The 20,958-nt window shown below is 59.7% G+C and carries 22 protein-coding genes; 14 read left to right on the plus strand and 8 right to left on the minus strand.

Annotation, left to right across the window (positions count from 1 at the left end; translation table 11 throughout):
- The first annotated feature begins 1 nt into the window (after position 1).
- The 3 genes from TU73_RS06990 (at position 2) to TU73_RS07000 (ending at position 3,317) form a co-directional block, all read left to right on the plus strand.
- Positions 2-622: a 2-dehydro-3-deoxy-6-phosphogalactonate aldolase gene (locus tag TU73_RS06990; RefSeq protein ID WP_057011573.1), complete on the plus strand. Its 621-nt coding sequence runs from the start codon at positions 2-4 to the stop codon at positions 620-622.
- A gap of 48 nt (positions 623-670) precedes the next feature.
- The gene (dgoD, locus tag TU73_RS06995; RefSeq protein WP_057011574.1) at positions 671-1,819 is read left to right on the plus strand and encodes a galactonate dehydratase; all 1,149 of its coding nucleotides are present in this window, start codon (positions 671-673) and stop codon (positions 1,817-1,819) included.
- Between the two features lie 193 nt (positions 1,820-2,012).
- Complete coding sequence (locus TU73_RS07000) at positions 2,013-3,317, plus strand: MFS transporter (RefSeq protein WP_057011575.1); 1,305 nt, start codon at positions 2,013-2,015, stop codon at positions 3,315-3,317.
- An 11-nt stretch (positions 3,318-3,328) separates the two neighbouring features.
- Here TU73_RS07000 and TU73_RS07005 read toward each other — a convergent pair whose 3' ends face one another.
- The 3 genes from TU73_RS07005 to trpB form a co-directional block, all read right to left on the minus strand.
- A complete protein-coding gene (locus TU73_RS07005) occupies positions 3,329-5,011 on the minus strand; it encodes an FAD-binding oxidoreductase (RefSeq protein WP_057011576.1) in 1,683 nt (560 codons plus the stop codon).
- A gap of 188 nt (positions 5,012-5,199) precedes the next feature.
- Entirely contained in the window at positions 5,200-6,009 is an 810-nt protein-coding gene (gene trpA, locus TU73_RS07010; RefSeq protein ID WP_057011577.1) for a tryptophan synthase subunit alpha, read from the minus strand.
- Complete coding sequence (gene trpB / locus TU73_RS07015) at positions 6,010-7,236, minus strand: tryptophan synthase subunit beta (RefSeq protein WP_057011578.1); 1,227 nt, start codon at positions 7,234-7,236, stop codon at positions 6,010-6,012.
- Between the two features lie 110 nt (positions 7,237-7,346).
- Between trpB and TU73_RS07020 the strand changes: the two genes are divergently transcribed.
- Complete coding sequence (locus TU73_RS07020) at positions 7,347-8,243, plus strand: LysR family transcriptional regulator (protein WP_057011579.1); 897 nt, start codon at positions 7,347-7,349, stop codon at positions 8,241-8,243.
- Between the two features lie 8 nt (positions 8,244-8,251).
- Here the strand turns inward: TU73_RS07020 and TU73_RS07025 are convergent, their stop codons facing one another.
- Positions 8,252-8,578, minus strand: a complete 327-nt coding sequence (locus tag TU73_RS07025) for an ElaB/YgaM/YqjD family protein (protein WP_003170746.1) — start codon at positions 8,576-8,578, stop codon at positions 8,252-8,254.
- Between the two features lie 158 nt (positions 8,579-8,736).
- Here TU73_RS07025 and TU73_RS07030 point away from each other — a divergent pair, with 158 nt between their 5' ends.
- A complete protein-coding gene (locus TU73_RS07030) occupies positions 8,737-8,952 on the plus strand; it encodes a dodecin (protein ID WP_057011580.1) in 216 nt (71 codons plus the stop codon).
- A gap of 115 nt (positions 8,953-9,067) precedes the next feature.
- A complete protein-coding gene (locus TU73_RS07035) occupies positions 9,068-9,292 on the plus strand; it encodes a DUF1161 domain-containing protein (protein WP_057011581.1) in 225 nt (74 codons plus the stop codon).
- Between the two features lie 59 nt (positions 9,293-9,351).
- Here the strand turns inward: TU73_RS07035 and TU73_RS07040 are convergent, their stop codons facing one another.
- Positions 9,352-10,353: an LLM class flavin-dependent oxidoreductase gene (locus tag TU73_RS07040; protein WP_057011582.1), complete on the minus strand. Its 1,002-nt coding sequence runs from the start codon at positions 10,351-10,353 to the stop codon at positions 9,352-9,354.
- Positions 10,354-10,571: 218 nt separating this feature from the next.
- Here TU73_RS07040 and TU73_RS07045 point away from each other — a divergent pair, with 218 nt between their 5' ends.
- Complete coding sequence (locus tag TU73_RS07045) at positions 10,572-11,003, plus strand: OsmC family protein (RefSeq protein ID WP_057011583.1); 432 nt, start codon at positions 10,572-10,574, stop codon at positions 11,001-11,003.
- Positions 11,004-11,207: 204 nt separating this feature from the next.
- Positions 11,208-11,447 carry a DUF1161 domain-containing protein gene (locus tag TU73_RS07050; protein WP_057011584.1) on the plus strand — a complete coding sequence of 80 codons (240 nt, stop codon included), beginning with the start codon at positions 11,208-11,210 and terminating at the stop codon, positions 11,445-11,447.
- Here TU73_RS07050 and TU73_RS07055 read toward each other — a convergent pair whose 3' ends face one another.
- Entirely contained in the window at positions 11,448-11,870 is a 423-nt protein-coding gene (locus TU73_RS07055; protein WP_057011585.1) for a PA0061/PA0062 family lipoprotein, read from the minus strand.
- 110 nt (positions 11,871-11,980) lie between these two features.
- On the opposite strand from TU73_RS07055, the gene TU73_RS07060 reads away from it, so the two are divergent.
- A complete protein-coding gene (locus TU73_RS07060; RefSeq protein WP_057011586.1) occupies positions 11,981-13,024 on the plus strand; it encodes an aminopeptidase in 1,044 nt (347 codons plus the stop codon).
- A gap of 95 nt (positions 13,025-13,119) precedes the next feature.
- Here TU73_RS07060 and TU73_RS07065 read toward each other — a convergent pair whose 3' ends face one another.
- Positions 13,120-13,779: an HAD family hydrolase gene (locus TU73_RS07065; protein WP_057011587.1), complete on the minus strand. Its 660-nt coding sequence runs from the start codon at positions 13,777-13,779 to the stop codon at positions 13,120-13,122.
- Positions 13,776-14,318, minus strand: a complete 543-nt coding sequence (locus TU73_RS07070; RefSeq protein ID WP_057011588.1) for a gamma carbonic anhydrase family protein — start codon at positions 14,316-14,318, stop codon at positions 13,776-13,778. The genes TU73_RS07065 and TU73_RS07070 overlap by 4 nt, the downstream gene beginning before the upstream one ends.
- Positions 14,319-14,372: 54 nt before the next feature.
- Here TU73_RS07070 and prlC point away from each other — a divergent pair, with 54 nt between their 5' ends.
- The 5 genes from prlC (at position 14,373) to TU73_RS07095 (ending at position 20,886) form a co-directional block, all read left to right on the plus strand.
- Positions 14,373-16,472 (plus strand): oligopeptidase A, encoded by a 2,100-nt coding sequence (gene prlC, locus TU73_RS07075; RefSeq protein ID WP_173668893.1) that lies wholly within the window; start codon positions 14,373-14,375, stop codon positions 16,470-16,472.
- Positions 16,469-16,744 carry a YheV family putative zinc ribbon protein gene (locus TU73_RS07080; protein WP_057011590.1) on the plus strand — a complete coding sequence of 92 codons (276 nt, stop codon included), beginning with the start codon at positions 16,469-16,471 and terminating at the stop codon, positions 16,742-16,744. The genes prlC and TU73_RS07080 overlap by 4 nt, the downstream gene beginning before the upstream one ends.
- Positions 16,745-17,035: 291 nt before the next feature.
- Entirely contained in the window at positions 17,036-17,788 is a 753-nt protein-coding gene (locus tag TU73_RS07085; protein WP_057011591.1) for a gluconate 2-dehydrogenase subunit 3 family protein, read from the plus strand.
- Positions 17,789-17,790: 2 nt separating this feature from the next.
- Positions 17,791-19,575: a GMC family oxidoreductase gene (locus tag TU73_RS07090; protein WP_043048299.1), complete on the plus strand. Its 1,785-nt coding sequence runs from the start codon at positions 17,791-17,793 to the stop codon at positions 19,573-19,575.
- Positions 19,576-19,587: 12 nt separating this feature from the next.
- Complete coding sequence (locus TU73_RS07095) at positions 19,588-20,886, plus strand: cytochrome c (protein WP_057011592.1); 1,299 nt, start codon at positions 19,588-19,590, stop codon at positions 20,884-20,886.
- Positions 20,887-20,958: the final 72 nt, after the last annotated feature.

The raw sequence follows: 20,958 nt of genomic DNA on the forward strand, positions 1-20,958 counted from the left end.
CATGCTCAAGCAAGCACTCGCGCAAAACGGTTTGATCGCAATCCTGCGCGGCATACGCCCGGATGAAGCCCAGGCTATCGGTAAGGTGCTGTACGACGCGGGTTTTCGTGTGATCGAAGTCCCGCTCAATTCGCCCGACCCGTACACCAGCATCCGCACACTGCGCGACAGCCTGCCCGCCGATTGCCTGATCGGCGCCGGCACGGTGTTGACGCCGGAACAGGTCGAGCAGGTCAAGGCTGCGGGTGGCCAGGTAATCGTCATGCCTCATAGCGATGCCAAGGTCTTGCGTGTCGCCAAGGCAAAGGGTTTGTACCTGTCACCAGGGGTAGCGACGCCCAACGAAGCGTTCGCTGCATTGGCCGAAGGCGCCGATGTATTGAAGCTGTTCCCGGCCGAGCAAGTCGGCCCGGCAGTGATCAAGGCATGGCTGGCGGTACTGCCGGCGGACACCTTGTTGCTGCCGGTGGGCGGCATTACCCCGGACAACATGCAGGTGTTCATCGACGCCGGCGCCAAGGGGTTTGGGTTGGGTTCCGGGCTGTTCAAGCCGGGAATGACAGTGGATCAGGTCGCGAGCCATGCCCAGGCTTATGTCGCCGCCTGGAAAGCCCTGAGCTGATATCAAGTTCCGCGCCTACAGGCGCTGCATCTATAAGAGAGACAAGAGATGAAAATCACCAAACTGACGACCTTTATCGTCCCGCCGCGCTGGTGCTTCCTCAAGGTCGAAACCGACCAGGGTGTGACTGGCTGGGGTGAGCCTGTGGTCGAAGGCCGCGCTCACACCGTCGCGGCCGCTGTCGAAGAACTGTCCGACTACCTGATCGGCAAAGACCCACGCAATATCGAAGACATCTGGACCGTGCTCTATCGCGGCGGCTTCTACCGTGGCGGTGCCGTACACATGAGCGCCCTCGCCGGCATCGACCAGGCGCTGTGGGATATCAAGGGCAAGGCCCTCGGCGTCTCGGTCAGCGATCTGCTGGGTGGCCAGGTGCGCGACAGGATCCGCGTGTATTCGTGGATCGGCGGCGACCGCCCTGCCGACACCGCCCGCGCCGCCAAAGACGCCGTGGCCCGTGGTTTCACCGCGGTAAAAATGAACGGCACCGAGGAGTTGCAGTTCGTCGACAGTTTCGAAAAAGTCGACCTGGCCCTGGCCAACGTCGCGGCCGTACGCGATGCAGTCGGCCCTAACGTGGGTATCGGCGTCGACTTCCATGGCCGTGTGCACAAGCCGATGGCCAAAGTGCTGATGAAAGAGCTCGATCCGTACAAGCTGATGTTCATCGAAGAGCCGGTGCTCAGTGAAAACTACGAGGCGTTGAAAGAACTGGCACCGCTGACCAGTACGCCGATTGCCTTGGGCGAGCGCCTGTTCTCGCGTTGGGACTTCAAGCGCGTACTCAGCGAAGGTTATGTCGACATCATCCAGCCGGACGCCTCTCACGCGGGCGGTATTACCGAGACTCGCAAGATTGCCAACATGGCCGAAGCCTACGACGTGGCCTTGGCCCTGCATTGCCCGCTCGGCCCAATCGCGTTGGCGGCATGCCTGCAGTTGGATGCGGTTTGCTACAACGCGTTTATCCAGGAGCAGAGCCTGGGCATTCACTACAACGAGAGCAATGACCTGCTCGACTACGTGCGTGACCCGGGCGTATTCGACTATGACCAGGGCTTTGTGAAGATTCCGAACGGGCCGGGCCTTGGCATCGAGATCAACGAGGAATATGTGATTGAGCGTGCGGCTATCGGCCATCGTTGGCGCAACCCGATCTGGCGTCATGCCGATGGCAGCTTTGCCGAGTGGTGATTTCTGACTGACGCAACTGCGGTTCAAAAATGTGGGAGGGGCGGTGCGACGATTCGACTTGCTCCCGATAGCGGTAAATCTGCCACCGGAGATGTCGACTGACACTCAGCCATCGGGGGCAAGCCCCCTCCCACATTTGATCCGGTTCCTTCAGTAAGCCCTATCCTCAATAAACATAAGAAGAGGCAACCCCATGCACCCTGAATCCCTCACCGGCCAGGCTTCTTTAGTGACGCCCAGCAGAAAGCGCTACTTCATCATGGTGCTGCTGTTCATTACGGTGGTGATCAACTACCTCGACCGCAGCAACCTGTCGATTGCCGCCCCGGCGCTGACCAGCGACCTGGGCATCGACCCGGTGCAGGTCGGGCTGATTTTCTCGGCGTTCGGCTGGACTTACGCAGCCATGCAAATCCCGGGCGGCTGGCTGGTAGACCGCGTGCCGCCGCGTATTCTCTATACGGTCGCCCTGCTGCTGTGGTCGATTGCCACCGTCATGCTCGGTTTCGCCGCCAGCTTCATCGCGCTGTTCGTGTTGCGCATGGCGGTGGGCGCACTGGAAGCACCGGCCTATCCGATCAACAGTCGTGTGGTCACCACCTGGTTCCCTGAGCGCGAGCGCGCGACCGCGATTGGCGTCTACACCTCCGGGCAATTCGTTGGCCTTGCGTTCCTCACGCCGGTCCTGGCCTGGCTGCAACACCAATACGGCTGGCACATGGTGTTTGTCGTCACTGGGGGCGTCGGCATCCTGTGGGCGGCGATCTGGTACGCGGTGTACCGTGAGCCGAAGGATTTCAAGGGCGCCAATGCGGCTGAAATCCAGTTGATCCGTGATGGCGGCGGCCTGGTGGACATGCAGGCACAAACCGCCAAGGCGCCCTTCAGTTGGGTCGACCTGGGTATCGTACTGAGCAAGCGCAAACTCTGGGGCATCTACCTGGGCCAGTTCTGCCTGAACTCCACGCTGTGGTTCTTCCTGACCTGGTTCCCGACGTACCTGGTGAAGTATCGCGGCATGGACTTCATCCAGTCAGGCTTGCTGGCATCATTGCCGTTCCTCGCCGCGTTTGTGGGCGTGCTGTGTTCGGGGGTGTTTTCCGACTGGCTGATTCGCCGTGGAGCCTCGGTGGGCTTTGCGCGCAAGCTGCCGATCATCAGCGGCCTGCTGATTTCTACGGCGATCATCGGCGCCAACTACGTGGACTCCACAGCGTGGGTCATCGCGTTCCTGGCGGTAGCGTTTTTCGGCAATGGCCTGGCATCGATCACCTGGTCATTGGTGTCGACCCTGGCGCCTGCGCGGTTGCTGGGGCTGACCGGGGGCGTGTTCAACTTCATCGGTAACCTGGCAGCGATTGCCACGCCTATCGTGATTGGCTTTCTGGCCAGCGGCGATTCGTTTGCGCCGGCGATTACCTATATTGCGGTACTGGCATTGCTTGGTGCGCTTTCCTACATATTGCTCGTAGGCAGAGTCGAGCGGATCGAGCTGTGAATGGGGCGACCTTAGGGTCGCCCTTTTTTTGAGTCGCACGGCACCGACATTTCGTTACGGAAAATATTGTGCCGGTCCCAGTGCTGCTTGGTGCGCAACAAGCGGTCTTTGATGTACGGCTTGGGAAAAAAGATCTTGTACCAATCAGGATTTTTCTTATCAATGGCCGGGACGCCTCCGATGTAGGTCATGTCGAGATCGGGGTAGTTGATGTAGCAACCTTCGAACTCGTTGTTGACCGGTACGCCTTGATCATCGGCGAACGCGTTGATGTACAGCCCCCGGATCCAGTCCGCATGAGCTTTGTCCGCGACGGGGCTGTCATCGCGCCAGTAACATTGCGGTTGCCACTTGAGGTATGAGGCGCGCTGCGCGGCCGACGATTGATCACGGACTGCGTCACTGACGGCATTGATCTGGCCGCCGAAAGACTGGATCTGGATAAGGCTTTGCGTCAGGTGTTTGCCTGGGTCTGGCCAGTTCAGTGTGGTCCAGATGGCGTCTAGTACCTGCGAGGTGAATGAACCCTTTTGGTAAGCCGACTTATAGCGCCCCCGCTGGTTGTCCCCTGAGCCATTCAACGTCTGTTGGCACACCAGCCAATCCAGGCGCTGCTCGGCTGCCTTCGCCGCTGGGACTGAGTCGATGGTACGACCGGTGGCGGTGCCGGGCGGCAGATGGATGACATGAAACGGCACCAGCGACTCTGTAGCGGGAAGGCCAATGGCTGTAAGCATCCTGCTGACAAAGTCATCGAAGGGCACCCGGTCGTTCAGTTCGCCATCCTTGTCCACATAGTGAATGCCCAAGGTAACGTTGCCCGTGTGTCGGTGGCGCATCTCGAGCTTGGTCGCCAGCCCCCAAGTGTCCGGGTTGTCTTGATTGTTGGCAAACCATGACTGATAGGCGACCAGCAGGTTGTCGAGTGCGGGTTTGGTCAGTACTGACCAGTCCCATTCCAACACCAGCCACAGCACTTCCTTCGGTGCAGCAGGCAGGTCCTTGAAGTAATAACTGGTGATGATACCGAACTGTCCGCCACCTGCACCGCAGCACGCGGCGAACAAGTCCAGTTCGTGGCCGATGCTGTCCCGGCAGACATGGCGCGATACAAGGCCCTTACCTTCGCTATCGGGCACCAGGATATCCACGCCGCTCAGCCAGTCACACACCAGTCCGTATTTGCGTGACAACAGCCCATAGCCGCCCCCGCAAATGTGCCCGCCCAGGCCCACCGAATAGCACGACCCCCCTGGCAGGGTCTTGTTGGCCAGTTTGTATAACGCCACGTAGACATCCCAGTTTTGGGCACCGGCTTCCAGGCGAAAGCTATAGCGTTCAGTTGCGTCGGGGTCCAGATCGGAACCGATTTGCCCGGCAGCGTCGTAGACCACTCGGTTCAGCGCACTGATATCCAGGATCGACAGCACCTCATCGGGGCTGTCGGGCATCTTGTTGGCGACAAAACCTTCGTAGCAATGCCCCCCGCTGCGCACGGTAATGCGTCCGTTGGGTTGGGCCAATGCCTGCGCGGCGGCGTCTATGATGTCTTGCGAGCTGTGACAGAGGTAGATCAGGTTGGCGCCATTGGGCGAGGACTGGCCCTGCACGTTGCCGAGCGGCCAGCGCAGGTTGAAACCTTTTTGTAATGTTGAATGACGGCGGTCTGAAGGGGTGACGAGATCAAATGCCATGATGTGCTCCTGAAGAGACAAAGATGACTTCTGATGCGGCTAACTTAACGACCGGGGGCAAGGACTGCGTGGCCTGCGAGGGTGGTTAGACGGCAAAGGGCATGAAGCGCGTTAAAAGGAGGCGGGCGACATGCCCGCCTCCCTTGAAGCCTAGCTGATCAGCCGAGAGGCGCTCGGCTGGAAGAATTTTACTTGCGAGCGTTACGCACACCTTCCGACAGCGCCGCACACAAGCTCAATACCCCATCAATGGCTTGCTGGTCATTCTCGGCGCTGGCGATGTGATCAATCAGCGCCGACCCCACCACCACACCGTCGGCCAGACGCGCAATGGCTGCTGCCTGGTCAGGCGTGCGGATGCCAAAGCCGATGCTGATCGGCAGGTCGGTATGGCGACGCAGGCGGTTCACGGCTTCTTCGACGTGCTCCAGGGTGGCGGCACCGGCACCGGTCACACCGGCCACCGACACGTAATAGACAAAGCCGGAGCTGCCGTTGAGCACGGTAGGCAGGCGTACGTCATCGGTGGTCGGGGTGGTCAGGCGGATAAAATCGATGCCAGCGGCCTGGGCCGGGTCGCACAGCTCGCCGTTATGCTCAGGCGGCATGTCGACCACGATCAGGCCGTCGACTCCAGCTGCCTTGGCATCGGCAATGAATTGCGGCACGCCATATTTGTGAATCGGGTTGAAGTAGCCCATCAACACCAGCGGGGTGTCGTTATTGTCCTGGCGGAACTCGCGGACCATTTGCAGGGTTTTCGCCAGGTTCTGTTTAGCGGTCAGCGCACGGATATTGGCCAGTTGAATGGCCGGGCCGTCAGCCATCGGGTCAGTGAAGGGCATGCCCAGCTCGATTACATCGGCGCCGGCGGCCGGCAGGCCTTTGAGGATCGCCAGCGAGGTGTCATAACCCGGGTCGCCGGCGGTGACGAAAGTCACCAGGGCAGCGCGGTTTTGTTCCTTGAGTTGCGCGAAGCGGGTGTGCAGGCGGCTCATTTAGTGTTTCTCCTGCTGAGACTGTTCCATGTGGTGCATCACGGTCTGCATGTCTTTGTCGCCACGGCCGGACAGGTTGACCACCATCAGGTGATCCTTCGGCAAGGTCGGTGCCCGCTTGAATACTTCTGCCAGGGCGTGGGCGCTTTCCAGTGCAGGAATAATCCCTTCGAGACGGCAGCATTTGTGGAAGGCGTCCAAGGCTTCGTCGTCAGTCACCGAGGTGTACTGGACGCGGCCGATATCATGCAACCAGGCGTGCTCAGGGCCGATGCCGGGGTAGTCGAGGCCGGCGGAAATCGAGTGGGCGTCGATGATCTGGCCGTCGTCGTCCTGCAGCAGGAAGGTGCGGTTGCCGTGCAGCACGCCCGGTACGCCACCATTGAGGCTGGCGGCGTGCTTGCCGGTTTCGATGCCATGGCCTGCGGCTTCAACACCGATGATCTCGACGCTGGTGTCATCCAGGAACGGGTGGAACAGGCCCATGGCGTTGGAACCGCCGCCGATGCACGCCACCAGGCTGTCCGGCAGGCGGCCTTCCTGGGCTTGCAGCTGGGTACGGGTTTCCTTGCCGATCACGGCCTGGAAGTCGCGCACCATCGCCGGGTAAGGGTGTGGGCCTGCCACGGTGCCGATCAGGTAGAAGGTGCTGTCGACGTTGGTTACCCAATCACGCAGGGCTTCGTTCATCGCATCTTTCAGAGTGCCGGTGCCGGCGACCACCGGAATTACTTCGGCGCCCAGCAGCTTCATGCGGAACACGTTGGCCTGCTGGCGCTCGATGTCGGTGGTGCCCATGTAGATCACGCATTGCAGGCCAAAGCGCGCCGCCACGGTTGCGGTTGCCACGCCGTGCATGCCGGCGCCGGTCTCGGCGATGATGCGCTTCTTGCCCATGCGCCGCGCCAGCAGGATCTGGCCAATACAATTGTTGATCTTGTGCGCGCCGGTGTGGTTCAGCTCTTCGCGCTTGAGGTAGATCTTGGCGCCGCCACAGAACTCGGTCAGGCGTTCGGCAAAGTACAGCGGGCTGGGGCGTCCGACGTAGTCGCGCTGGAAGTAGGCCAGTTCTTCGTTGAACGCCGGATCAATCTTGGCCGCTTCGTATTCACGGGCCAGCTCGAGAATCAACGGCATCAAGGTTTCAGCGACGTAGCGACCACCGAATGCACCAAACAGGCCGTTGGCGTCAGGGCCGTTGCGTAGATCGGTCTGGGACTGAGTCATGGGACGCTCCAGGGAAGAATGTGTTTAAGAGGCAATGACGGCCACTCTACCCCTGACGCTGTAGCCTGAAAACCGATAAGATCGCCTCAACCTGTCAGGGAAACTCACAGATGAGCCGCGACCTTCCACCCCTCAATGCCTTGCGCGCATTCGAAGCCACCGCCCGCGTCAACAGCGTCAGCCAGGCCGCCGAGCGATTGCATGTGACACATGGCGCGGTGAGCCGCCAGTTGAAAGTGCTTGAAGAGCACTTGGGGGTAAGCCTGTTCGTCAAGGACGGACGAGGCCTTAAACTCACAGATGCGGGCGTAAGGCTGCGAGATGCCAGCGCCGAGGCGTTCGAGCGTTTGCGGGATGTGTGCGCTGAGCTCACCCAGAGCAGCGCCGATGCGCCTTTCGTACTCGGTTGTTCGGGCAGTTTGCTGGCGCGTTGGTTTATTCCGCGCCTGGGGCGCTTGAATGCGGATTTGCCGGACTTGCGCTTGCACCTGTCTGCCGGCGAAGGTGACCTTGACCCTCGTCGCCCTGGGTTGGACGCGCTGCTGGTATTTGCCGAGCCGCCGTGGCCGGCGGATATGCAGGTTTATGAACTGGTCAGCGAACGCATCGGTCCGGTCATGAGCCCGCGTTTTGATGGTTATGAACAGTTGCGCCTGGCACCGGCGTCGGCCTTGGCTGATGAAGCGCTGTTGCACACCACGTCGCGGCCCCAAGCCTGGCCCAGTTGGGCGCGTCAACAGGGTATCGAGCCGGGCGCGTTGAAATTCGGCCAGGGATTTGAGCATTTGTATTATTTGCTGGAAGCGGCAGTTGCAGGGTTGGGCGTGGCGATTGCGCCAGAACCGCTGGTGGCAGAGGACCTGCGTGCGGGTCGCCTGGTGGCGCCGTGGGGTTTCAGCGAAACCCCGGCGCACCTGGCGTTGTGGCTACCCAAGCGCGCCGCGGACGGGCGCGCCGGGCAATTGGCGCAATGGCTCAAGGCTGAGCTGATGCGCCAACCGCTATAGCCGGTAAATCAGTCGCCGCGCTTGCACAGCAGGTAAGCCGCCAGCAGACCCAGCGCGCCAACGGCGACTCCGGCGGTGGTCCATGGATGCTCTTGTGCGTAGTCCCGGGTCGCAACACCGGTTTCGCGGATTTTGACTTTGCTTTCTTCATAGGCATCGCTGATCAGATGACGAGAGTGCTTGAGGGCGTTCTCGGCATTGCTTTTCAGGGCCTTCAGCGTTTTGCGCGACTCATCGGATGCATCATCCTTGAGGCTTTCAAGGGACTTGAGAAGGCTCGAGATCTCGGCTTCCATGCTTTCCAGCGACGCTTTGCGTAAAGAAGTGTTGGCCATGTGAACATCTCCTGAAGTGATTGAGTGGCGTGTGTAGATACCGACTGCGGCGGTTTCAGAAAGTGCAGTAATTCTGAACTTTCGCCTCCCAGCGGTCGCCAGAAGCAGTAAGAACATTCACTGCTAGTCTTGATTAACGACCCCCTAGGAGAAATGCCATGACTGATCATCACACCTACAAGAAAGTCGAACTGGTGGGTTCTTCCACCACCAGCATCGAAGACGCGATCAACAATGCCCTGGCTGAAGCCAACAAAAGCATCAAGCATCTGGAGTGGTTCGAGGTGACCGAAACCCGCGGTCACATCAAGGATGGCAAGGCTGCGCATTTCCAGGTCACGCTTAAGGTGGGATTCCGAATTGCCAGTAGTTGATCGGCTGAGTTGAACTTTGACCGCTGGCCGATTGCCATAACCTGCGCTACAAACAACGGGTGCCGACGCAATGAGCGCCGGCACGCTCTTTGGATCAGCGCAAGGAAAGTAACGGATGAAGAAGTTTCTGTTGGCGGTAGGTTTGTTGAGCATTGCGGGCACGGCCCTGGCGGCGGGCAAGCCTTGTGAAGAGCTGAAAAGCGAAATAGCAGCGAAAATTGACGCCAAGGGCGCTTCGGGTTATTCGCTGGAAGTAGTGGATAAAGGCGCTTCGACCGACGCTCAAGTGGTCGGCACCTGCGAAGGTGGCACCAAGGAAATCGTCTATAAACGCGGTTAATCCCGTGTTGCAGACATAAAAAACCGACGCAGGTGCGTCGGTTTTTTTTTCGTCTGGGTTCAGCCTTTCATCACCTGTGCCAGCAACTCGTAGGAATGAATCCGGTCAGCGTGCTCGTACAGGTCACTGGTGAAGATCAGCTCATCGGCGCCGGTCTGCTCGATCAACACCTCCAGCTTGGCGCGGATCTTCGCCGGGCTGCCGACCATGGCCAGGCCGAGGAAGCTTGCGACCGCGTCTTTTTCATGGGGCAACCACAGGCCATCCATGGTTTTCACTGGTGGGCGCTGCACCAGGCTCTGGCCGCGCATCAGCGCGAGGATGCGCTGGTACACCGAGGTGGCCAGATAATCGGCCTGTTCATCGGTATCCGCCGCCACCAGAGGAATGCCGAGCATCACGTAGGGCTTGTCCAACACTGCCGACGGCTTGAAGTGATTGCGGTACACGCGAATCGCCTCATGCATCAAGCGCGGTGCGAAATGGGATGCGAAGGCGTAGGGCAAACCCCGCTCACCGGCCAATTGTGCGCTGAACAAGCTTGAACCCAGCAGCCACACCGGCACGTTGGTGCCTGTACCCGGTACGGCGATCACCCGTTGATCGGGCGTACGTGGGCCCAGGTAGGCCATCAATTCGGCCACATCCTCGGGGAAATCATCAGCACTGCCTGAGCGTTCACGGCGCAGGGCGCGGGCGGTCATCTGGTCGGAGCCGGGCGCACGGCCCAGACCCAGATCAATACGGCCAGGGTAGAGGCTTTCCAGGGTGCCGAACTGCTCGGCGATCACCAGCGGCGCATGGTTAGGCAGCATGACTCCGCCGGAACCCACGCGGATGGTCGAAGTGCCGCCGGCCAGGTAGCCGAGCAGTACCGAGGTGGCCGAACTGGCGATGCCGTCCATATTGTGGTGCTCAGCTACCCAGAAACGGTGGTAGCCGAATTTTTCAACGTGCTGGGCCAGGTCCAGGGAATTGCGCAGCGACTGCGCTGGGTTGCCATCGGCGCGCACGGGCACCAGGTCGAGGGTCGAAAATTTTACGTCGGACAGCGATTTCATAAGCCTGCTTCTCCAAAGGGGCGCACAGGCTTTTTTAATCGAGCCAAAACCTGCCGCGGCATGTGCATGCCCTATGCAATGAGGGCATATACCCGAGTTTCAATAGTACGCGAGAATTTTCCTACTTAATCACTAGGTTTTTCTTACGAGTGAACTTTGCCGTGGCGTCTATCCTCAGAACCCTTACTGAGACAAAACCACCGTTCGAGGAGAAAGCTATGAGCATCGTTAAAAAGGCATCCGCGCATTGGGAAGGTGATCTGAAGACCGGCCTGGGTTCCATTTCCACGGAAACCGGCGTACTGCGCGAAGCGCCCTACGGCTTCAAGGCCCGATTCGAGGGCGGCAAGGGCACCAACCCAGAAGAACTGATCGGCGCGGCTCATGCCGGCTGCTTTTCCATGGCGTTTTCCATGATTCTCGGCGATGCCGGACTCAAGGCCGACAGCATCGACACCCAGGCCGAAGTGACCCTGGATCAGGTCGATGGCGGCTTTGCGATTACTGCGGTGCATCTGATCCTGAAAGCCAAGATCCCCGGCGCCAGCCAGGCGCAGTTCGATGAACTGAGCACAAAGGCCAAGGAAGGATGCCCGGTGTCCAAGGTGCTGAATGCGACCATCACCCTGGATGGCACCCTGGTTAACTAACTCAGCACTTCCTTGTGGAAGGGGGCTTGCCCCGATAACGGTGAGTCAGCCGATAGTTGGATGACGGATACACCTTTATCGGGCAAAAGCCCCCTCCTCATATAGTTATGCGTTAAATCAGAACTCGTGTTTCCCCTATGTGGTCCTATAGCCTATGCAGCCTTAGGCGCACACTCGTGCGCATGCATTCAGGGAGCTACACACATGAAACGTTTTGCCTTGGCGATCATCTGCGCTGTATTGGCCACTTCGGCCGTGGCCGCTCCAAAAGATTGTGAAGAGCTCAGGAAGGAAATTGAAGTACAGCTCCAGGCCAAGGCGATTCCGTCCTATACCCTGGAAATCATCACTGCCGAAGAAGCCAAGAATCATGACGAAGCCATGATTGTCGGTTCGTGCGAAAACGGCACCAAGCGCATCATCTATCAGAAGAACAACGACTGATCAGATGCAGTTCACGCTGCGTTCTTCGGCCAGCAGCTGCCGTGCTGAGTCATACAGCCGGATATTGGGCGTGAACGCCAGCGAGCGGCCTTCGAGCATATAGCGCTGGCCGGCCTGGAAGTGGTCGTACTGCAAGGTCATGAAGCAGGTTCGATACATCATCTGGCTGAGGCCACCCAAACCACCGCCGGCGGGCACTTCAAAGTCAAAGCGCACCATCAGCTCGTGAGGGCCGGGGGGCATCTGGAAAAAGCGCCCGTCGTCGAGGTTCTTTCCATCCAGGCGTTGGGCCATGACCAACTTGGAACCGGGTGTCGGCGTAGTGAAGTCGACCCAGGCCTGCTGCGGGTCGACTGGCGGGAGCGGCGTCGAAGTGCAGGCGCTGAGGAACAGGGCGGCGACGGGAAACAGAAACTGACGCATGGCAGGTACTCAACGCAGGGAGAGGTTTGAGTATAAACACGCCGCGCCGTAGAAAAATTCCATACAAGCGCGATAGTTTGGCGAATTAATCAGCCAGGAGCAGTCGGGGCATGATCAGGCGTTTTCTTCCAGGGTTGATGGTTGTGCTACTCAGTGGTTGTTCCAGCGTCAGTTATTACAGCCAATTGGCGAGCGGCCAGTGGCAATTGTTGCGGGCCAGGGAACCGGTTGCCGAGATCATTGCCGACCCCTCTCGCCCGCCATTGCTGCGCGAGCATCTGGTTCAATCGCAGAAAGCCCGAGCCTTTGCCAGTGAGCACCTGCATCTGCCCGACAACCAAAGTTACCGGCTATATGCCGACATCGGTCGGCCCTATGTGGTGTGGAATGTCTTTGCCACGCAGGAGTTTTCCCTGTCCGCTGAAAACCACTGCTTTCCCATTGCCGGATGCGTCGCCTATCGCGGCTACTACCGCCAGGGTGCGGCGCGTGGCGAAGCGGCGCTGTTGCGGCAACGGGGCATGGACGTGTCGATTGGTGGCGTCGAGGCCTATTCCACCTTGGGTTGGTTCAACGACCCGATCATGAGTTCGATGATGAGCTGGGGCGATGAGCGCCTGGCCACGCTGATTTTTCATGAACTGGCCCACCAACGCTTTTACGTAAAAGACGACACCGAGTTCAATGAGTCCTATGCCAGCTTCGTCGAGCAGGAAGGCACTCGTCAATGGCGGGCGGCACGGGGCCTGGCGCCCGTCAGCGATGCGGCGTTGAAGCAGCGCGACCAGTTTATCCGGCTGATTCTCGAAACCCGCAAACGCCTGGAAGCGCTGTATGCGCAGCCGTTGGCAGCGGACGCGATGCGACGGGCCAAAGCGGCGCAGTTCGAGCGCTTGCGCAGTGAATACCGGCAGATGCGTGATAGCCAATGGGGCGGCGACAAGCGTTATGACGCCTGGATCAACCAGCCGATGAACAATGCCCGACTGTTGCCGTTTGGGTTGTATGACCAATGGGTGCCGGCGTTTGCGGCGTTGTTTGCCCAGGAAGGCGGGGAATGGGTGAGGTTTTATGCGGCGGTGGAGCGGTTGGGTGGGTTGCCGGTGGAGCAGCGCAAGGCGGCGTTGCGGCAGTTGGAAAAGGTTGGCCGCTAGGGCCTCTTCGCAGGCAAGCCAGCTCCCACAGCTGACCGCATTCTCATGTTGAAAATCGGTCAATTGTGGGAGCTGGCTTGCCTGCGAAAGCGGTCTCAAGGACGCTGCAAAAACGCCTGGTGCATCTGCGCCAACGTTTCGAAATGCCAGGTCGGTGCCTCGGCATTCAACTCCTCAAAACTGCCGAATCCATACCCCACCGCCGCCGAATCCAGCCCGTTGCTGCGTGCGCCGATCAGGTCATGCTTGCGATCACCGATCATCAAGGTGGTGGCCGGGTCCAGCCCTTGCTCACGCATCAAGTGGGCGATCAACTCGACCTTGTTGGTGCGCGTGCCGTCCAGCTCGCTGCCGTAGATCACCTTGAAGTGCTTGGCGAAGTCGAAATGCCGCGCAATCTCACGGGCAAATTCCCACGGCTTGGAGGTGGCTACGTATAGCTGGCGGCCCTGGCTGTTCAGCTCTTCCAGCAATGGCATGACGCCGTCGAATACGCGGTTTTCATACAGCCCGGTGACCTTGAAGCGTTCGCGATAGAAATTCACCGCTTCCCAGGCCTTGGCCTCGTCGAAGCCGTAGAACTGCATAAACGCCTGCAGCAAGGGCGGACCGATGAAGTGTTCGAGCTTGGTCAGATCGGGCTCGTCGATGCCCAACTTGCCGAGGGCATACTGGATCGACCGGGTAATGCCCTCACGCGGGTCGGTCAGGGTGCCGTCCAGGTCGAACAGCACGGTGGAGTGGTTCAGGATCATTGATCGAAGCCTTCAGCCAGGTGCAGGTCCTTGAGTTTCACGTAGTTCGCGGCGCTGTAGGTGAAAAAGGCACGCTCCTTGTCAGTCAGGGCGCGGACCTGTTTAACCGGGCTGCCCACGTACAAGAAGCCGCTGTCGAGTTTCTTGCCTGGCGGCACCAGGCTGCCGGCGCCGATGATCACGTCGTCCTCGACCACGGCACCGTCCATCACGATGCTGCCCATGCCGATCAGGATGCGGTTACCCACGGTGCAGCCATGCAGCATGACCTTGTGGGCGATGGTCACGTCGTCACCGATCAGCAGCGGGAAACCGTCAGGATTGAACGGCCCTGCATGGGTAATGTGCAGCACGCAGCCGTCCTGCACGCTGGTCCGTGCACCGATGCGGATGCGGTGCATGTCGCCGCGTATCACTGTCAGCGGCCATACCGAGCTGTCGGTGCCGATTTCGACATCGCCGATCACCACCGCCGAAATATCGACAAAAGCCCCTGTACCCAGGGTTGGCGTGTGATTCTGATAGGTGCGAAGGGTCACGATAGCCTCTCTCTCTTCTGCTGATAGCTGCGGTGGGTGTTGATTGTAATTAAGATGGCCCCATCTTTGTTCTTACATGTTTCTTCAGCCAAGGTGCCAACCGTGAGCGCGAACAACCCTCTTTTGCAGCCCTACGACCTGCCGCCGTTCTCGGCGATCCGTGCCGAGCACGTCCAGCCGGCCATCGAACAGATCCTCGCCGACAACCGTGTGGCAATCGCAGAGATCCTGCAAAGCCAGGGTAAAAATCCGACATGGGCCGGTCTGGTCCTTGCCATGGATGAACTCAATGATCGTCTTGGCGCTGCCTGGAGCCCGGTCAGCCACCTCAATGCCGTGTGCAACAGCGCCGAGCTGCGCGAAGCCTACGAGGCTTGCTTGCCGGCATTGAGCGCCTACTCCACCGAAATGGGCCAGAACCGCGAACTGTTCCAGGCCTTCGAAGCCTTGGCCAACAGCCCAGAGGCTGCCGGTTTCGACGTGGCGCAGAAAACCATCCTGGAACACGCCCTGCGCGATTTCCGCCTGTCGGGCATCGACCTGCCGCCGGAGCAGCAAAAGCGCTACGCCGAAGTGCAGAGCAAGCTTTCCGAGCTGGGCAGCAAATTTTCCAACCAACTGCTGGACGCCACCCAGGCCTGGACCAAGCACGTCACCGATGAAGCCACCCTCGCCGGCCTGACCGACTCGGCCAAGGCGCAAATGGCCGCCGCGGCCCAGGCCAAGGGCCTTGATGGCTGGTTGATCACCCTGGAGTTTCCCAGCTACTACGCGGTAATGACCTACGCCCAGGACCGCTCCTTGCGTGAGGAGGTGTACGCCGCCTACTGTACCCGTGCGTCGGATCAAGGCCCGAACGCGGGCCAGAACGATAACGGCCCGGTGATGGAGCAGATCCTCGACCTGCGTCAGGAACTGGCCCAGTTGTTGGGTTTTGCATCCTTCTCCGAGCTGAGCCTGGCGACCAAGATGGCCGAGTCCAGTGACCAGGTGCTGAGCTTCCTGCGCGACCTGGCCAAGCGCAGCAAGCCGTTTGCCGCCCAGGATCTGCAGCAGCTCAAGGCTTACGCCGCCGAACAAGGCTGCGCCGACCTGCAGAGCTGGGACAGCGGTTTCTACGGCGAAAAATTGCGTGAGCAGCGCTACAGCGTGTCCCAGGAAGCCCTGCGCGCCTACTTCCCCATCGACAAGGTGCTGGGTGGGCTGTTTTCCATCGTTCAGCGCCTGTATGGCATTGAGATCGCCGAGCTAAAAGGCTTCGACACCTGGCACCCGGATGTCCGCCTGTTCGAAATCAAGGAAAACGGCGAGCACGTCGGGCGCTTCTTCTTCGATCTGTACGCTCGCGCCAACAAGCGCGGCGGTGCCTGGATGGACGGAGCCCGTGACCGCCGCCGCACCGTCGATGGCGTGTTGCAAAGCCCCGTAGCCAACCTGGTGTGCAACTTCACTCCAGCCGACAGCGGCAAGCCTGCCCTGCTGACCCACGATGAAGTCACCACGTTGTTTCACGAATTCGGTCACGGCCTGCATCACTTGCTGACCCGCGTCGAACATGCCGGCGTATCCGGTATCAACGGCGTGGCGTGGGATGCGGTGGAGTTGCCGAGCCAATTCATGGAGAACTGGTGCTGGGAGCCCGAGGGCCTGGCACTGATTTCCGGCCACTATGAAACCGGCGAGCCGCTGCCCCAGGACCTGCTGGAAAAAATGCTCGCCGCGAAAAACTTTCAGTCCGGCCTGATGATGGTGCGCCAGCTGGAGTTCTCGCTGTTTGACTTCGAGCTGCACGCCACCCATGGCGATGGCCGCAGCGTGGCGCAGGTCCTTGAAGGCGTGCGTGACGAAGTCTCGGTGATGCGTCCACCGGCCTACAACCGCTTCCCTAACAGCTTCGCGCACATCTTTGCCGGTGGTTATGCGGCGGGTTACTACAGCTACAAGTGGGCGGAAGTGCTGTCCGCGGACGCATTTTCCAAGTTCGAAGAAGACGGAGTGCTCAACGCCCAGACCGGTCGCGCCTTCCGCGAAGCGATCCTGGCGCGTGGGGGGTCCCAGGCGCCGATGGTGTTGTTCGTCGACTTCCGCGGACGGGCGCCGTCGATTGACGCACTCTTGCGCCACAGCGGCCTCAGTGAGGACGCGGCAGCATGAGTGAAGGGCCTGTGATGACCAAAAAACAATTTATCGCCGGGGCGGTCTGCCCGGCGTGCAGCGAGCCGGACAAGTTGAAGATGTGGACCGAAGACAGCGTGCCGCACCGTGAATGCGTGGCCTGCGGCTATACCGATACGCTCAATGATCAAGGCTTGTCTGTGCCCAAGGAATTGGGTACGCGGGTCAATACGTCTGCGTTGAAAGCACCTGCGGATCCAAAAGTGCAAGCCGTGCAGTTCTTTCCCAACCCCAAGTTGAAGAAAGACTGACAACCCGTACGCGTACCAAAATGTGGGAGGGGGCTTGCCCCCGATAGCGGCGTTTCAGCCATGCACAACTTGGCTGACACGACCCTATCGGGGGCAAGCCCTCTTCCACTTTTTATGCGACTTAGGTCGCTGAATCTCTCCTCTACATCCTTAGCCTGCTATCATTTGTAACCATTGATTGCGGCTGCGCTCTATCTCATAGGATCGGTTGGATCCAGTGTGCCGCTAAAAAAAGACAAACCGTTCTCAGAAGCGGCTGCCAAACCCGTGCCCACATGATGAGGTGTACCCATGTCTGATCAAGATCAAGACAACCCCCGGCGTGACTTTCTACGCAAATCCTTGACCTTGATCCCGGTGGTCACGGTTGCCAGCACCGGCCTTGGCGGTTCGATGCTGATGGCCACGCCGGAGCCTGCCCAGGCAGCGCCGGTCAAGCCTGCGCCAAACGAAAAGACCTATGAACCGAGCTATTTCACGGCTGAGGAATGGGCGTTTATCAATGCCGCCGTGGAGCGCTTGATTCCCGCCGACGCCCAGGGGCCTGGTGCCTTGGAGGCTGGCGCGCCGGAATACATTGACCGTCAGATGAACACGCCGTACGCCAGTGGCGCGCTGTGGTACATGCAGGGACCGTTCAATGCCGATGCAGCGCCGGAGATGGGCTGGCAGAGCAAATTAGTGCCCAAGGAAATCTACCGCCTGGGTATTGCTGCGACGGATGCATGGTCGAAGGCGTTCAACGGTAAAGTTTTTGCTGCGCAAGACAGCGCTACCCGGGACGATATGCTGCGGCGCTTGGAGGCTGGCGGCAGTGAAGTCGCAGCGCATTTCGAGGCAGTGCCAGCGAAGATATTCTTCAACCTGTTGCTGCAAAACACCAAGGAGGGTTTCTTCTGCGATCCCATCCACGGCGGCAATAAGGGCATGGTCGGCTGGACCATGATCGGCTTCCCGGGCGCACGCGCCGACTTCATGGATTGGGTGGAACGCAACGAGCAATACCCCTTCCCGGCTGTTTCCATTCGCGGCGAGAGGGCATAAACGTGGCGACCATCATGAAGAAAGTGGATGCGGTGATTGTTGGCTTCGGTTGGACCGGCGCGATCATGGCCAAGGAGCTTACGGAAGCGGGCCTCAACGTGGTAGCGCTGGAGCGCGGCCCGATGCAGGACACCTATCCGGACGGCAACTATCCCCAGGTCATCGACGAATTGACCTACAGCGTGCGTAAAAAGCTGTTCCAGGATATCTCCAAAGAGACGGTGACCATTCGCCATAGCGTGAATGATGTTGCCCTGCCCAATCGTCAGCTCGGTGCGTTTTTGCCGGGTAACGGCGTAGGGGGGGCGGGCCTGCATTGGTCAGGTGTGCATTTTCGTGTCGACCCCATCGAACTGCGCATGCGCAGCCATTACGAAGAGCGCTATGGGAAGAATTTTATTCCCAAGGACATGACCATCCAGGATTTCGGTGTCAGCTACGAAGAGCTGGAGCCATTTTTCGACTATGCGGAAAAAGTCTTCGGCACCTCCGGTCAGGCGTGGACCGTCAAGGGGCAGTTGGTAGGCGAAGGTCGTGGGGGCAACCCGTATGCGCCGGATCGCTCCAACCCGTTCCCGTTGGAGGCGCAGAAAAATACGGTCTCCGCACAGCTGTTTCAAAAAGCCGCGGCTGAAGTGGGATACAAACCCTACAACCTGCCGTCGGCCAATACTTCGGGGCCCTACACCAACCCTTACGGCGCGCAGATGGGCCCGTGCAATTTCTGCGGTTTTTGCAGTGGCTACGTGTGCTACATGTATTCCAAGGCGTCACCGAACGTGAACATCCTGCCGGCCCTTCGCCAAGTGCCAAACTTCGAGCTGCGGCCCAATTCCCACGTGCTTAAGGTCAACCTCGACAGCACCCGGAAAAAAGCCACCGGCGTGACTTATATCGACGCCCAGGGCCGCGAATGCGAGCAGCCGGCAGACCTGGTGATTCTTGGCGCGTTCCAGTTCCATAACGTGCGCCTGATGCTGCTGTCGGGCATCGGCAAGCCCTACGACCCGATCACCAATGAGGGCGTGGTGGGCCGCAACTTCGCCTACCAGAACATGGGCACCATCAAGGCGTTCTTCGACAAGGACACTCACACCAACAACTTCATCGGCGCGGGCGGCAATGGCGTGGCCATCGACGACTTCAATGCCGACAACTTCGACCACGGCCCCCACGGCTTCGTGGGTGGCTCGCCGATGTGGGTCAACCAGGCCGGCAGCCGGCCGATTGCCGGTACCTCCAACCCGCCGGGCACGCCGGCCTGGGGCAGCGCCTGGAAGCGCGCCACCGCCGATTACTACACCCATCAGGTGTCGATGGATGCCCACGGCGCCCATCAGTCCTACCGCAGTAACTACCTGGACCTGGATCCGGTTTACCGCGATGCCTACGGTTTGCCGCTGCTACGCATGACCTTCGACTGGCAAGAAAACGACATCAAGATGAACCGCTTCATGATCGAGAAAATGGGCAAGGTCGCCCAAGCCATGAACCCCAAGGCCATCGCGGTGTTGGGTAAAAAAGTCGGCGAGCACTTCAATACCGCCTCATACCAGACCACCCACCTTAACGGTGGCGCGATCATGGGCACCGATCCAAAAACCAGTGCTTTGAACCGCTACCTGCAGTGCTGGGATGTACACAACGTGTTTGTCCCGGGTGCGTCTGCTTTCCCACAAGGGTTGGGCTACAACCCTACGGGGCTGGTAGCAGCGTTGACCTATTGGTCGGCTCGAGCGATCCGCGAGCAGTATCTGAAAAACCCTGGCCCACTGGTTCAGGCATAAGGAGCGATAACCATGAAAGCATTCGTTATCGCCTCCCTGGCGCTCTTCAGCAGTTGCTCGGTCAGTGCTGCCGAAACCGACTTGATCAAGCAGGGTGAATACCTGGCGCGTGCCGGTGACTGCGTGGCCTGCCATACCGCCAAGGGTGGCAAACCCTTCGCCGGAGGCCTGCCCATGGAAACCCCCATCGGCGTGATCTATTCCACCAACATCACCCCGGACAAGACCGGCCTGGGCGACTATAGATTCGAGGACTTCGACAAGGCCGTGCGCCATGGCGTCGCCAAGAACGGTAGTACGCTTTACCCGGCAATGCCCTATCCGTCTTATGCGCGTGTCAGCGACAGCGATATGCAGGCGTTGTATGCGTATTTCATGAAGGGCGTTGAGCCGGTTGCCCAGGAGAACAAGGACAGCGATATTCCCTGGCCCTTGAGCATGCGCTGGCCGTTGGCGGCTTGGCGCTGGATGTTCGCGCCAGCGGTCGAGGAGCATCAGGCGCAAACCGCTGCTGATCCGGTGATCAATCGTGGTGCTTATCTGGTTGAAGGCCTCGGCCACTGCGGCGCCTGCCATACGCCTCGTGCCCTTACCATGCAGGAAAAAGCCCTGAGTGCCGCTGATGGCAACGCCTTCCTGTCCGGCAGTGCACCGTTGGAAGGCTGGATCGCGAAAAGCCTGCGCGGTGACCACAAGGATGGCCTGGGCAGCTGGAGCGAGGAGCAATTGGTGCAGTTCCTCAAGACCGGTCGCAGTGACCGCAGCGCGGTGTTCGGTGGCATGAGCGATGTTGTCGTCCATAGCATGCAGTACATGTCGCAGGACGACCTGACCGCTATCGCCCGTTACCTAAAGAGCCTGCCGGCGGTCGATCCCAAGGACCAGCCACACCAGTACGACAAGCAGGTAGCCCAAGCGCTCTGGAAAGGCGATGACAGTAAGCCAGGCGCGTCGGTGTATATCGATAACTGCGCGGCCTGCCACCGTACCGATGGCCATGGCTATACGCGTGTGTTCCCGGCACTGGCGGGCAACCCGGTATTGCAGACGGCGGATGCCACATCGTTGATCAACATCGTGTTGAACGGCGGTACTTTGCCTGCGACCCATACGGCGCCATCGACCTTCACCATGCCGGCTTTCGCCTGGCGCCTGTCGGACCAGGAAGTGGCGGATGTGGTCGGTTTTATCCGTGGCAGCTGGGGCAACAAAGGGGCACCGATCGATGCCGGTGAGGTGGCGGACCTGCGCAAAAGCACTATGCGCACGACCTCGGGGGATGACTTGGGGCAGGTGACGCAAAAGCACTGACCTCTCCCTGGCCGCCCAACGGCACTGGTCAGAAAGCTCACGCCTCGATACTGTATATAAAAACAGTATCGA

Source organism: Pseudomonas libanensis, from assembly GCF_001439685.1.
Taxonomy (GTDB): domain Bacteria; phylum Pseudomonadota; class Gammaproteobacteria; order Pseudomonadales; family Pseudomonadaceae; genus Aquipseudomonas; species Aquipseudomonas libanensis.